This window comes from Paenibacillus sp. BIHB 4019, assembly GCF_002741035.1.
GTDB lineage: Bacteria > Bacillota > Bacilli > Paenibacillales > Paenibacillaceae > Pristimantibacillus.
Window position 1 is genome coordinate 2,120,001 of the sequence record NZ_CP016808.1, and the last position, 14,006, is coordinate 2,134,006.

Annotated in this window: 13 protein-coding genes (1 of these 13 only partly in view); 5 read left to right on the forward strand and 8 right to left on the reverse strand. The window is 47.3% G+C overall.

From position 1 onward, the window contains the following. Both BBD42_RS08970 and gyrA read right to left on the reverse strand, forming a co-directional pair. Positions 1–988: the 5' portion of an HD-GYP domain-containing protein gene (locus BBD42_RS08970; protein ID WP_099517857.1), read on the reverse strand. It extends 92 nt beyond the left edge of the window; 988 of the gene's 1,080 nt are visible here — the first part of the coding sequence; the start codon lies at positions 986–988; the stop codon falls past the left edge of the window. 42 nt (positions 989–1,030) lie between these two features. After that, on the reverse strand, positions 1,031–3,535 hold the full coding sequence (gene gyrA / locus BBD42_RS08975; RefSeq protein ID WP_099517858.1) for a DNA gyrase subunit A: 2,505 nt from the start codon (positions 3,533–3,535) through the stop codon (positions 1,031–1,033). Positions 3,536–3,792: 257 nt separating this feature from the next. On the opposite strand from gyrA, the gene BBD42_RS08980 reads away from it, so the two are divergent. After that, positions 3,793–4,554, forward strand: a complete 762-nt coding sequence (locus tag BBD42_RS08980) for a YheC/YheD family protein (protein WP_099517859.1) — start codon at positions 3,793–3,795, stop codon at positions 4,552–4,554. A gap of 138 nt (positions 4,555–4,692) precedes the next feature. Here the strand turns inward: BBD42_RS08980 and gyrB are convergent, their stop codons facing one another. The 6 genes from gyrB to dnaA all read right to left on the reverse strand — a co-directional run bounded on the left by gyrB (position 4,693) and on the right by dnaA (position 11,124). Continuing rightward, positions 4,693–6,612 carry a DNA topoisomerase (ATP-hydrolyzing) subunit B gene (gene gyrB, locus BBD42_RS08985; RefSeq protein ID WP_056035999.1) on the reverse strand — a complete coding sequence of 640 codons (1,920 nt, stop codon included), beginning with the start codon at positions 6,610–6,612 and terminating at the stop codon, positions 4,693–4,695. A 53-nt stretch (positions 6,613–6,665) separates the two neighbouring features. Then, positions 6,666–6,917 carry an extracellular matrix regulator RemB gene (gene remB, locus BBD42_RS08990; protein WP_028608695.1) on the reverse strand — a complete coding sequence of 84 codons (252 nt, stop codon included), beginning with the start codon at positions 6,915–6,917 and terminating at the stop codon, positions 6,666–6,668. A gap of 27 nt (positions 6,918–6,944) precedes the next feature. Next, positions 6,945–8,057: a DNA replication/repair protein RecF gene (recF, locus tag BBD42_RS08995; protein ID WP_099517860.1), complete on the reverse strand. Its 1,113-nt coding sequence runs from the start codon at positions 8,055–8,057 to the stop codon at positions 6,945–6,947. Between the two features lie 32 nt (positions 8,058–8,089). Further along, on the reverse strand, positions 8,090–8,305 hold the full coding sequence (yaaA, locus tag BBD42_RS09000; RefSeq protein WP_046234561.1) for a S4 domain-containing protein YaaA: 216 nt from the start codon (positions 8,303–8,305) through the stop codon (positions 8,090–8,092). A 67-nt stretch (positions 8,306–8,372) separates the two neighbouring features. Then, positions 8,373–9,515, reverse strand: a complete 1,143-nt coding sequence (gene dnaN / locus BBD42_RS09005) for a DNA polymerase III subunit beta (protein WP_046234562.1) — start codon at positions 9,513–9,515, stop codon at positions 8,373–8,375. A gap of 256 nt (positions 9,516–9,771) precedes the next feature. Then, on the reverse strand, positions 9,772–11,124 hold the full coding sequence (dnaA, locus tag BBD42_RS09010) for a chromosomal replication initiator protein DnaA (RefSeq protein WP_099517861.1): 1,353 nt from the start codon (positions 11,122–11,124) through the stop codon (positions 9,772–9,774). Positions 11,125–11,647: 523 nt separating this feature from the next. Between dnaA and rpmH the strand changes: the two genes are divergently transcribed. The 4 genes from rpmH (at position 11,648) to jag (ending at position 13,967) form a co-directional block, all read left to right on the forward strand. Further along, positions 11,648–11,782 carry a 50S ribosomal protein L34 gene (rpmH, locus tag BBD42_RS09015; protein ID WP_074904820.1) on the forward strand — a complete coding sequence of 45 codons (135 nt, stop codon included), beginning with the start codon at positions 11,648–11,650 and terminating at the stop codon, positions 11,780–11,782. Between the two features lie 86 nt (positions 11,783–11,868). Then, positions 11,869–12,210 (forward strand): ribonuclease P protein component, encoded by a 342-nt coding sequence (gene rnpA / locus BBD42_RS09020; protein WP_056036007.1) that lies wholly within the window; start codon positions 11,869–11,871, stop codon positions 12,208–12,210. Between the two features lie 306 nt (positions 12,211–12,516). Continuing rightward, positions 12,517–13,350 carry a membrane protein insertase YidC gene (gene yidC / locus BBD42_RS09025; RefSeq protein WP_056036010.1) on the forward strand — a complete coding sequence of 278 codons (834 nt, stop codon included), beginning with the start codon at positions 12,517–12,519 and terminating at the stop codon, positions 13,348–13,350. After that, complete coding sequence (jag, locus tag BBD42_RS09030; RefSeq protein WP_099517862.1) at positions 13,347–13,967, forward strand: RNA-binding cell elongation regulator Jag/EloR; 621 nt, start codon at positions 13,347–13,349, stop codon at positions 13,965–13,967. The genes yidC and jag overlap by 4 nt, the downstream gene beginning before the upstream one ends. The last annotated feature ends 39 nt before the right edge of the window (positions 13,968–14,006 follow it).

Here is a 14,006-nt window from a genome sequence, read left to right on the forward strand (position 1 = left end):
GCACATGATCAGAAAACACGATCTCTCCTACCCGTTCATCACTAAGCCTTACCATTGTTCCATTATGGAACTGCGTAACCTTCTCAACAAACACTCGAACATAAGTCGGATCAAGCTTGCCGAAAGCATCGCTTTGGATCTGCTCTAGAACTAGATAAGGCGAGACCGCCTTACGATAAGACTTGTTCAAGGTCATAGCATGAAAAATATCAGCAATAGCTACAATCTTCCCGTATGGATGGATTTTAGCCGCATCAATGCCAAGAGGGTATCCCGTTCCGTCTACCCGCTCATGATGCTGAAGAGCAGCCAGCTTGGCACCATCGTTCAGAGATGCTACATTTTTGAGCATTTGGTAGCCCAGCACGGTATGTCGTTTCATCTCTTCCAGCTCTTCTACGGTTAGCGCAGTCGGTTTAGAAAGAATCGAGCGATCAATACGCGTATTCCCAAAATCATGAAGCAAGCCGCCGAGAGCAACTTGCATCCATTCTTTTTGAGGAAAGCCGTTCCACTGCGCAATAAGATAAGAGGTGAGCGCACAAGCAATGCTATTATGAAGCAAATAATCACGCTCCATAAAACTGCGCGGCACAAACGTCAAAATCTGATAGTTCTTAATATGCTGCAGCAAATTCTCCATCTGATTGCGAATATCCATAATAGGGATGCCTTGCGGCGCTGCATGATCATTAAATACTTGTCTCAGCAGCACCAGCATCTTGTCATATTCATCATGCAGGGATGATGCAGCAATTGGCTTATCGTCCACTTGTTTGGAGGCAGTGCCTGCTTTCGCATCTTCAGACGCTTTAGCAGCAGGTGGTCCATCGACCGTCACGTTTGAAACGGTGAAAGCCCTCAAAATTTCAAGCTCGCGGCCAGCGATAACCTTGCCTTTCTGAAGTAGTACCCTTCCTAAAGGGGTAAGGACATCTTCACTAATCTTATCGCCTAACTTCACTTGTGATAAAGTCACCGTTGGCACAACGGTTCCCTCCCCATGTCCTGGATTCCCCTGATATAAAAATTATTCGTTCTCTTCGCTGTCTGAAGGCTGTGCAGCATCAAATTCAGTTGCTTCGCCTTCTTCCAGGTCATCGCTCACTTCTTCACTGCGGGCAATACGAGTAACCGTTGCTACCGTATCTTCATCACGGGTATTAATCAATTTAACGCCCTGCGTATTGCGGCCCATTGTAGAGATGCCTTCCATGCTTGTGCGAATCAATGTGCCTGATGCAGTCATAATCATCAGATCCTCATCATTTACAACGACCTTCAAGCTGACGATCGGGCCGTTCTTATCCGTAACGTTAAGCGTCTTAATCCCTTTACCGCCACGATTTTGAATACGATATTCGCTCATTGGCGTCCGTTTGCCATAGCCTTTGGACGTAACGATCAGCACATCATTATCATTCATGACGATATCCATATCAATAACAGCATCGCTGTCATCAAGCTGGATACCCTTCACGCCTGTAGCCGAACGGCCCATAGAGCGCACATCATTTTCAGAAAAACGAATCGACATGCCTTCCGCCGTTCCCATAACAATCTCCTGCTGACCGTCCGTCAGCTTGACGCCAATCAGATCATCGTCTTCACGCAGCGAGATGGCAATGAGGCCGACTTTGCGAATGTTGATATAGTCATCGAGAGGCGTTTTCTTCACGACACCTTGACGGGTTGCGAAGAACAGATAGTGATCCGGGTCAAAATCCTGTACAGGAATTACCGCATTAATCGTCTCGCCCTGCTCGATTTGAATTAAGTTAATAATCGGCGTACCGCGTGCTGTCCGGCTGAGATCAGGAATCTCATAAGCTTTCAGCTTGTACACCTTGCCCTTATTGGTGAAGAAGAGCAAGTAGTGATGCGTATTGGATACAAAAAGATGCTCGACAAAGTCATTGTCCTTCGTATCCATGCCGACGACACCTTTACCGCCCCGCTTCTGGCTCCGATAAGTCGTAACCGGCAGGCGCTTAATATAGCCGCTGTGCGTGATGGAAATAATTACATCCTCACGAGGAATCAAATCCTCATCTAGAATTTCCTCATCACTAGCCGTAATTTCCGTACGGCGCTCATCGCCAAAACGATCTCTAATCTCGTTGAGCTCTGTGCTAATAATTGCAAGCACCAGCTGCTCATCAGCGAGAATCGCTTTGAACTCGGCAATTTTCTGTAGAAGCTCTGTATATTCTGCTTCGATCTTATCGCGTTCCAGACCTGTCAGGCGCTGCAAACGCATATCGAGAATGGCTTGTGCCTGCTCGTGGCTAAGGTCGAATCGAGTGATCAAGCCTTCCCGAGCAATTTCTGCTGTTTGGGAACCGCGTATTAACGCAATAACCTCATCCAGATGGTCCAGCGCAATCCGATAGCCTTCCAAAATATGAGCGCGAGCTTCGGCTTTCTTCAAATCGTATTCCGTACGACGACGGATAACCTCGATTTGATGCTGCAAATAATGATAGAGTACTTCGCGCAAATTCAGCGTCTTTGGCTCGCCATTAACAAGAGCCAGCATATTAATGCCGAAGTTGGACTGCATTTGCGTCTGTTTGTATAAATTGTTAAGCACAACGCTAGGATTCACATCACGGCGAAGCTCGATAACAACCCGCATGCCTGTACGGTCAGACTCATCACGCAAATCCGTAATGCCGTCAATCTTCTTCTCCCGAACAAGCTCGGCAATTTTCTCAACGAGACGGGCTTTATTTACTTGATAAGGCAGCTCATATACGATAATACGCGCTTTGTTGCCATTCTCTTCAATCGTTGCCCGCGCACGCATGGTCACCGTTCCGCGACCCGTCAAATAAGCTTGACGAATGCCGCTTAATCCCATAACAATACCTGCCGTCGGGAAATCAGGACCTTTTACATAATCGATCAATTCAAGCGGTGTTATATCCGGATTAGCAATAAGCGCCTGTACACCGTCAATGACTTCCCCCAAATTATGCGGAGGAATATTCGTTGCCATACCTACAGCTATCCCTGTTACACCATTGACTAGCAAGTTAGGAAAACGCGCCGGCAATACCGCAGGCTCCTTCTCTTCACCGTCATAGTTCGGAATGAAATTCACTGTTTCCTTGTTAAGGTCACGCAGCAGCTCCATTGCAATCTTCGATAGACGAGCTTCCGTGTAACGCATGGCTGCTGCCATGTCACCATCAACCGAACCGAAGTTGCCGTGTCCATCTACCATCATGTACCTCATTGAGAAATCCTGTGCCATACGCACCATGGACTCATACACAGCCGAATCACCGTGAGGATGATACTTACCGATAACTTCGCCTACAATCCTTGCGGATTTTTTGTGAGGCTTGTCCGGTGACATCCCAAGCTCCGACATTGCGAATAAAATCCGGCGATGAACAGGCTTGAGTCCATCCCTTACATCGGGCAATGCGCGACTTACGATAATACTCATCGCATAGTCCATAAAGGAATCGCGCATTTCCGTGCCAATATCACGGTCTTTAATCTGCGAATATTGTTCTTCCGCCATGCTTTACCTCCCTGACGTCTATCTGCAAACCTGTAAACATCATTGTCTCTCTAGTTCTTTCTCAAATAAGACGATACTAAACCTAAATTCCACGAACATAGACGAAAAAATAGGTTAAACACCGTATTCCGTTACGCTCCGATTGCCATAAACTAAACAAATCCAACTTTTATTATACCACTCATTCTAAACTCTGTCTCCTGCCGGAATAAGAATCGATAGGCTCAGGCAGTGATTTAAAGAAAGGGGAATCAAGCTTGTCTATACAGCGCGTTACTAGCAAATGGGCTAAAACGCAGGTGCTCCTGCGCTCCGAACATTTGCGCGAATACATGCCTGCTACCGAGCTGTTCAGCAAAGAAAATCTGCTCGCAATGCTTACCGAGTACGGCATGGTTTATGTGAAACCCGTCAACGGCACCTTTGGAAAAGGAGTCATTCGGGTCGAGCAGTATGCCGCTCCTGGCCGAGGCTTCCGATACCAGATTGAAACCAGCGTTCGCACGTTCGCCACCTTCGACCAATTGTACAACAGCCTTTATCGCTATCAAGTAGGCAAACGCTACCTCATCCAAAGGGGGATTTTCCTGCTTCGCCATCAGAAGCGGCGCTTTGATATCCGCGTAATGGTGCAGAAAAATCCGCAAGGTAGCTGGGAAGCGACAGGCATCATCGGCCGCCTCGCCCATCCCGCAAAAATCGTCACCAACTACCATAGCGGCGGCACGCCAATGCCATTTGAACAGCTTATGAATGGTCATTTGTCAGCATCTGAACAGCAAGCGTATAGACAGCGTTTGAACAAGCTTAGCCTATCCATCGTCCACCAATTGCTTCAGGCTTATCCGCGAATAAAAGAAATCGGTGTCGATATTGCAATCGATACGAAGCTGCGCCCATGGATACTAGAGGTCAATACTTGTCCCGATCCGTTTATTTTTCGCAAGCTTCCCGACAAGTCTGTGTTTAAAAAAATATATCGCTACGCCGTTGCCTATGGCCGGTACAAAAGAAAATAGCCGCCACTAGTGCATATCTTCATACTGTGAGCATAGCCCCGTATAAAAACGCATTCTAGAAACGACTATTTTTAATTTCAAGCGGCAAGCTATGCCGCTGTACTTAAAAGATTGAGCAATTAACGATCCCAAGGAAAGCTAAATATCGAGATTTTTAACGCTTAAAGCATACTGCTGGATGAAGTTACGACGCGGTTCAACGTTGTCGCCCATCAGCGTATCAAAAATCGTATCGGCTTCAATGGCGTCATCAATCGTTACTTGAAGCATCGAACGGCTTTCCGGATCCATCGTTGTTTCCCAAAGCTGGACAGCATCCATCTCGCCCAAGCCTTTGTAGCGCTGGATGTTAATTTTGCCGGTTTGACCAAACTCAGCAATAATTTCATCACGTTCCTTCTCGTTCTGCGCATAACGAATGACCTTGTTGCGCTCGACTTTATAGAGCGGCGGCTGGGCGATATAAATATAGCCCGCTTCGAGAATTTTGCGCATGTAGCGATAGAAGAACGTCAGCAGCAGCGTACGAATATGCGCGCCGTCAACGTCGGCATCCGTCATAATAATGACTTTGTGATAACGCGCCTTCGCCAAATCAAAGTCCTCGCTGATGCCTGTTCCGAGCGCCGTAATAATCGCCCGGATCTCCGCATTGCCGAGAATACGGTCGAGTCTTGCCCGCTCAACGTTCAGAATTTTACCACGCAGCGGCAAAATAGCCTGGAAGTGACGGTCACGGCCTTGCTTAGCCGAACCACCAGCCGAGTCACCTTCTACGATGTACAGCTCGCTAATTGCCGCATCCTTGGAGGAGCAATCTGCCAGCTTACCTGGCAGCGAGCTGACTTCAAGCGCACTCTTACGGCGCGTCAGCTCACGCGCTTTGCGCGCTGCTTCCCGTGCTCTGGCAGCTTGAAGGCCTTTTTCTACAATTTTGCGGGATACAGCCGGGTTCTCATCGAGAAACTCCTGAAGCTTCTCTGCAAGCAGCGATTCGACGATACCGCGAACCTCGCTGTTGCCTAGCTTTGTCTTCGTTTGTCCTTCGAATTGCGGCTCGGGAATTTTGACCGAAATAATCGCTGTCAAACCTTCGCGCACATCATCGCCGGAGAAATTGGAATCATTGTCCTTCAGCAAGTTCGTTTTGCGGGCGTAGTCATTGATAACCCGCGTGAGCGCACTTTTGAAGCCGGACTCATGCGTTCCGCCCTCATGGGTATTAATATTATTCGCGAAGGAATAAATGTTTTCGCTATAGCCGTCGTTATACTGGAGGCCTAATTCCACCTGGATATGATCCTTGGAGCCTTCTACATAAATCGGCGCTTCATGCAGCGCTTCCTTGTTGCGGTTCAAAAACTGGACGAATTCATTAAGGCCGCCTTCGTATCTGAACGTATTGGTCATCCCTGTACGCTCATCCGTCAACGAAATTTGAATTCCTTTATTTAGAAAAGCAAGCTCCCGAATCCGGGACTGCAAAATATCGTATTCATAAACCGTCGTCTCCGTAAAAATCTCTGGATCCGGCTTAAAGTTAATCGTCGTACCAGTATCTTCTGGCGATGTCTCTCCGATAACCTGAATGTCTGATTCTGGCGCTCCGCGGCGATATGCCTGCTGATGGATTTTCCCTTTAAGCTTGACGGTTGCTACTACACGCTCCGACAAAGCATTAACGACAGACACGCCGACCCCGTGCAAGCCCCCGGAAACTTTATAGCCTTCTCCGCCAAATTTACCGCCGGCATGAAGCACGGTCATGACGACTTCAAGCGTCGACTTCTTCAGCTTGGCATTCTCGCCGACAGGGATACCACGTCCATTGTCGACTACGGTAATGCTGTTATCTTCATGAATCGTGACATCAATTTGATTACAATAGCCAGCAAGCGCCTCGTCGATACTGTTATCGACAACCTCCCATACGAGATGGTGGAGTCCCTTGCTGCTTGTGGAGCCAATATACATACCAGGGCGTTTGCGGACGGCTTCCAGTCCCTCTAGCACCTGGATCTGACTCTCGTCATACGTATGCTGCGGATTCAAAGACATTAATGCTCACTGCTCCTCTCAACTGCTCTTGCTACACGTTATTCTGGCCCTTGTCAGCCATTCGCTACAAAATGATGAGCCCGCTTCTTCAAGGTGGAGGATGAAATTGGCGAATAATAGATTTTCTGCTTCGTCACAACGATGGATTTCGGCTCCTCTTCGCCAATCGTCTCCACGTCCTTGCGCTTGCGAGCGCCTGCAACGAACTGCTTGGATAACTTGGAGGATTGCTCTATGGATATATCGAAAATGGCTACCAGCTCGGCAGCCCGAATAATTTTCTCGCCGCCCAAATGGATATACATGCTCCCCCGCCTCCCGATCGTTTGCGCTTATCCGCGCGTCACTTGGCCTTCACGCACATTATAGATACAAGCGTCCTGCAGCTTGCTAATATTGACGCTCTCAAGCCCGGTTGTCGTGATGAACGTCTGCACCTTGCTCTGAAATGTTTCTATGAGCTGCGTCTGCCGGTGCTGGTCAAGCTCAGACAGAACATCATCAAGAAGCAGCAGCGGATATTCCCCAATCTCCTCAGCAATCAGCTCAATTTCTGCCAGCTTTAGCGAGAGTGCGGTTGTGCGCTGCTGTCCCTGGGAACCATATACAGATGCCTCTTTGCCGTTAATAAAAAAGGCCAAATCATCGCGATGAGGCCCGACGAGCGACATCCCTCTGCGAATCTCCTGCTCTTTCACTTGTGTTAACTTTATCATAAATTGCTCAAATAAAACAGATTCATCTTCCGGCTCGCCGCTGCCAAGCGATGGACGGTAGGTAATCGTGAGCTGTTCGCTGCCAGCCGTAATGCCAGAATGGATCTGCTCAGCCCAGCGCTGCAGTTTATGTATGAAGTGTTCCCTTTTTTTCATAATTTTAACACCTAGCTCGGCGAGCTGCGTATTCCATACATCCAGCATCGTCTGCTGCATGGAGGCGGGGGATGCAGACTTCAGGTAGTTATTGCGCTGTACAAGCACCTTGCCGTATTGCTGAAGGGTATGCAAATAACCGGGCTGCACTTGACCGATTTCCATATCCAGAAACCGTCTGCGTACACCCGGCGTGCCTTTTACAATTTCGAGATCCTCTGGCGCGAACATGACCACATTCAGCGACCCGATAAAGTTGCTCAGCTTGCGCTGCTCGAGCCCGTTAATTTTCGCTTTCTTCCCCTGCGTCGACAGCAGCAGCTCAAGCTGCGCCGTACCATAGCGCTTATCTACCATGCCTTGCAGGCGAGCCGAATCCGCTTCCCAGCCAATCAGCTCCTTGTCCTTGGACGTGCGGTGCGATTTGGTGAGGGCAAGCGCAAATATCGCTTCCAGCAAATTCGTCTTGCCCTGGGCGTTCGGACCGACGAACAGATTGACCTGATTACTCGTCTCCAGCTCAAGCTGTCCGTAGTTGCGGTAATTTTGCAAATGAATATTTTTTAAAAACACGTCTGCTGCCCCTCCCGGTCCTTAGCTAATCGTTATGAACCGGTAACAGTAAAGACGCCGAAGCCTTCTACTTCGACACGGTCCCCGACATACAGCTTGCGTCCACGTCTGTTATCCGTCTCGCCGTTGATCGTAATCTTGTTCTCCTGCAGAAAAAATTTAGCTTGTCCACCTGTGGATATACAATCCGATAGCTTTAAAAACTGCCCCAACGGAATATATTCGGTGCGAATGGCAACTTCCTTCATCGTGGCTTGCCCACCTTCCTCTTCTCGAGCTCTATCCAAATCTTTCGCTAGCCTTCTCGCGAGGCTGCTACGTTGTTGTCCGGTAAGGCAAAATTACGTACATGTTGTACGAATGATCGGTCGGCTTAATGATAATCGGGCTCATAGCACCTGTAAAGCCAATGAAAATTTGCTCGCTGTCAATTACTTTGAGCACATCGAGCATGAACTTGGAGTTGAAAGAAATGCGCAGCGGCTCGCCTTCAAATTTCTTGGCATCGATCTGCTCGGTTACGCGGCCAAGCTCGGTCGAGCTTGAAGAAATCTCGATCGAATTGTCATCAAGCGTAATCAGACGCACAATATTCGTCTTCTCTTCACGCGACATCAAGTAAGCGCGGTCGATTGCATCCATTAAATTTTTGGTATCGACGACAAGTTCTGTTTTGTACGTCTGCGGAATAATCTTGGAAGTATCCGGGTACATGCCATCAAGCATACGTGTATAGAACAGTACATTTCCAAGCTTAAACATGACCTGGTTGTCGGCGACGACAATATCCACGAGGGCATTTTGCTCAGGGACAAGCTTTGACAGCTCGACCAGCGTTTTTGCGGCGATAATGACATTGGAGAATCGATATTCCGGATCGGTTTCGGTATGCGCATTGCGGCTTGCCAGACGGTGGCGATCCGTTGCTATAAATTTCAGCTGTTGATTGTTCAGCGTCCATAATACGCCGGTCAATACCGCGGTTTGCTCATTGGTGGAAGCGGCTAATACCGTTTGGCGGATCATCGTTTTCAACAAATCGCCTGGCATTTGAAATAAGCCATTTTCTTCAATAGACGGCAAAATTGGAAATTCCTCAGGATCAAGACCGACCATTTGGATGTCGGAGGAGCCGGAGCGGATCATCGTCTGGAACTGAGCGCCAACCTGAATTTCAACATTATCGGAAGGCAGCTTTTTAATAATCTCGACAAAAAATTTAGCAGGGAGAACGACGCTTCCCGGTTTATCCACATGTGCAATAAATAAATTATCGCGTTCTACCGGGATGAAACTTTGAATAGATATTTCAGTATCGCTTGCCGTTAAGGTTACACCTTGATGGGTAACATCTATTTTGATTCCACCGAGAATCGGGATGGCTGGTCTGGAGGAGATTGCTTTCGCTACCTGCTGGATCGCATCGTTTAGTTCATTTTTTGAAATCGTTAATTTCATAATTTCTCTCCTATATCCGCAGGGAGACATAGCGAATCATAGTGGATGTTTCGCGAATGTCTTATTCCGCTTATGGATGATGTTTTTTTAAAGATTTTTAGTAGTCGTAGTAGTAGGGGGCCTGAATATGTGGATAAGCGGGACAAGTGCTGATAGATCAAGCCTATCCACATGTGTATAGACTGTGCATAGGCTTGTGTTCGTTTTCCGTATAAAAGTGGATAACTTTTCAGCGCAAATTGTCCTGCTTAACGGCTTACGTATGATTTTTGATTTTTTCAGTCAGGTTTTGCAAAATTTTGTACAAGTCCTGATCAATTTTAAGCTGCTGCGTAATTTTCTCATGGGCATGAATGACCGTCGTATGGTCCCGTCCGCCAAATGCTTCGCCAATCTTCGGCAGCGAGTGGTCCGTCAGCTCGCGAGAGAGGTACATGGCGATTTGCCGCGGATAAGCCACAGCTTTCGTCCGTTTGCGCGCTTTAAACTCCTCAAGCCGCAATCCATAAAACTCCCCGACTTTCTGCTGGATCTCGTTGATGGTAATCAGCTTCGGCCGGCTTGAAGGAATAATATCCTTCAGCGCTTCGGCTGCCAAATGGGAGGAAATATCCTGATTAATGAGCGAGGAATAGGCGACAACCCTGATCAGGGCGCCTTCCAGCTCACGAATATTCGTATCGATCTGGTTAGCGATATAAACCATCGCTTCATTGGGAATATCGAGATTTTCGGCCTTGGCCTTCTTGCGCAAAATGGCAATTCGCGTCTCCAGGTCAGGCGCTTGGATGTCGGTAATTAAGCCCCATTCAAAGCGGGAACGAAGGCGTTCCTCCAGGGTCGGAATTTCCTTCGGCGTGCGGTCGCTGGAGATGACGATCTGCTTGCGTTCTTCATGAAGCGCATTGAAGGTATGGAAAAACTCCTCCTGCGTCCCGTCTTTTCCAGCCAAAAATTGAATATCGTCAATAAGCAAAACGTCGATATTCCGGTATTTATTGCGAAAGCTTTCCCCACGGTTGTCACGAATCGCGTTAATAAATTCATTGGTGAATTTCTCCGACGAAATGTACATGATCTTCGTATTGGGGTTGTGATCCTTAATATAGTGGCCGATCGCATGCATCAAATGCGTTTTTCCAAGGCCAACGCCGCCGTAGAGAAACAACGGATTATAAGCTTTGGCCGGTGCCTCGGCTACCGCAAGCGATGCCGCATGGGCAAAGCGATTGTTGGCACCGATAACGAATGTCTCGAACGTATATTTGGAGTTCAGCACATGCGTGTGGCTTTCTTCCTGTACGACGGGCACATCCATTGCCCTGGGCGGCATCATAGCTGCCGGCTCAGAGCTTCGAGCCTCTTCAATGGAAAAACGCACATCGACCTGTCTGCCTAGAAATTCAAACAGGGTTGTGCGAATTAATTTTGTATAACGGCCTTCCAGCCATTCAGCTGCAAATGTTGTCGGTGCCGTAACTTCAAGCAAAGTATCATTCACGAACGAAGCTTTAGTAGCCTTAAACCAAGTATCAAAACTTGGCTTGCTCAGCTTCGTCTGAATAATTGACAACACTTGCTGCCATATATCATAAGCATGGCTGTCCACAGACGTCACTCCTTATCAAAATCGCCGAAACGGCGCAATTAAGCCATATTCTGTCGAATGAATGTCTTTTTTCCAAGGAAAACATCCACAATATGAAGAAATGAAAACGGTTGAGTTATAAATAGGGGATTAACTTGTTCACATTTTTATCCACAGGCTGTTAATAAGATTGAGGATAAAGGGAAGGTATCCACATATAAAACATATCCATCATAGCAAAAGATCCCTTGTATTTCAACGGATTCGAAGATTTTATCCACATATTCAATAGCTTGTGTATAAAAGTTGCGCACAACACTAGATATTGTTTATATCTTGTTAAGATTTCGACAAAGTTCGTAAGTCGGCTGAAAAAGTTGTGCACAGCTTATTCATTTTCTGCAAAATCGCCGATTTCATTCATTTATCCACAGCTTTCGATTTCTTGTCTGAAAGGCGCCTGATGAGTTGACTTTCCGAAGGGTACGTGCTTTAATTGAACTACCTGTTTTTTTTAAGAAGAAGTACGGGAGGTGCAGAGTAAATGAGACCTACATTTAGACCGAATGTTAGCAAACGTAAAAAAGTGCATGGATTCCGCAAACGGATGAGCACGAAAAACGGACGTAAAGTTTTGGCGGCGCGTCGTCAAAGAGGCAGAAAAGTTCTTAGCGCATAAGCAAAAGACCACGTCGGGTGGTCTTTTTTTTTGCCTTGCCCACGATACTTTTGAACATATTAAGGAAAGAACGGTGAAATGGAGTCGTGCAAAGAAGATTGCGTCTGCGTAACCGTAGCGACTTTGGCCGGGTCTACCGGGGAGGCAAATCGTTCGCCAACGGGCAGTTCGTCGTATATTGGTCGAAGCAGCCTGTGGCGGAGCCTTTCCGACTGGGCATTTCAGCAAGCAAAAAAATCGGCAATGCGGTTGTTCGCAACCGGATGCGCCGTGTCATTAAAGAAATCATCAGGTTGAATGAGGCACGGATCGTTCCAAAGGTCGACTTCATTATTATTGTAAGAAAGCCTGCCGTAGCGATGGAGACGAGCCAACTGGAAAAAAGCATTATGCATGTGTTAAGGAAGGCCGGGCTCCTGAAACGCTAAGCGTAGAAGGAGTTATTGTCCTTTGGAAACCGTCCGTTTTGCGTAGAAAAAGAAGCTCCTGAATAATAGAAATGGTTATCCCTGACCATATTAAAAAAACGTTTACATAGGTACCGAAAATACCTCATGCCATTCCTTTCTTTTGTCCTACCAATTATGGTATAGTTTAAAGGATGAGAAGGTATAAGAAATATGTCTGTAACGATGCAGATTTATCTCATGCGAAACTGCGTAGTTTGTGCTAAATGGCGACGAAACCGTTTATGCTGGATAGGCGAAGCATCGGCTCTCAAGAGAGGAGTTTTCATGTTGTTTCGGAAAGAAAACCGTAAATGGCTTTTTGTTTTAGGCATGCTAATGGCAGTGGTAGTCATTGCAGGCTGCGGTTCGCAGGTAGCTCAAACGACGAGTACAGAGGATTTGCTTAAGGGAAACTTCTGGCAGAAAAATGTCGTTTATTATTTTGCGCTTACGCTTGATACGTTCGCAGATTGGTTCGGCGGTGCTTATGGCATAGCCATTCTGCTCATTACCATTATTGTAAGAACAGCCATTTTGCCGCTGACGATTAAGCAATATCGCAGTTCGAAGGCTATGCAGGCTTTGCAGCCGCAAATTGCTGAGATGAAGAAGAAATACAAGGATGACCCGAAAAAGCAGCAGGAAGAGACAATGAAGCTGTTCCAGGCCAATCAGGTAAATCCGATGGCAGGATGTTTGCCGCTCATTGTACAGATGCCTGTATTTATCGCGCTCTATAATGCGATATATATGAACCCTGAGGTGCGTACGCATGCTTTCTTGTGGTTGCAGCTAGGGGAGAAGGACCCTTATTACATTCTTCCGGTTATCGCCGCGGCGACGACTTTTATCCAATCGAAGATGATGCAGAAACAACAGACGCAAACAATGCCTGGTATGGGAGCGATGCTCGCCATTTTCCCAGTGTTGATTTTCGTCATGGCGATTAATTTCCCAGCAGCTCTGCCGCTTTACTGGATTTACAGCAACATTTACACAATCATTCAAAACTATTTCTTGTATGTGCGCAATGCTGACAAAAAAGGCAATGACGATACAGGCACCAACGATAAACAATCTAAAGGTAAGGGTAAACGTAAGGGGGCCCTCGCGAAATGAAGAAAATCGTTGCATCAGGGAAAACGGTAGAAGAGGCTGTACAAAGTGGTTTGACACAATTAAATGTGGCTGAGGATCGTGTGAGGGTGGCTGTTCTTGAGCAGCCGTCCAAAGGATTCCTCGGTTTGATCGGCGTGAAAGAAGCGAAAGTAGAACTGGAGCTTATTCCTGATCCAACAAGTGAAGCTGAGCAGTTCCTTCGGGAAGTGGCGAGCACAATGGGACTAGATGTATCCATTGAACGCAAGCAGACGAGGGAAGGCACGCAGCTTTCGATTTCAGGCGGGGGAGATCTCGGCATGATAATCGGAAGGCGCGGGCAGACGCTCGATGCATTGCAGTACTTGGTTAATATTGTGGCAAACCGCTATTCGGACAGTCATCTTCGTATCGTACTTGATGCAGAGGATTTTCGCGAGCGCCGGCGCAAGACGCTGGAAGAGCTGTCAGAGCGCCTTGCGGGCAGAGTGATTCGCACGAAGAAAGAGGTGGTGCTGGAGCCGATGTCTTCCCATGAGCGGAAGGTCATTCATTCCCAGCTGCAAAATCATCCTCGTGTGAAAACATACAGTAAAGGTGATGAGCCGCATCGGCGGATTGTCATTGCACTGAAGTGATAAAGGTAGAACAGATTCGCAGCAATGGCTCCCATGGTC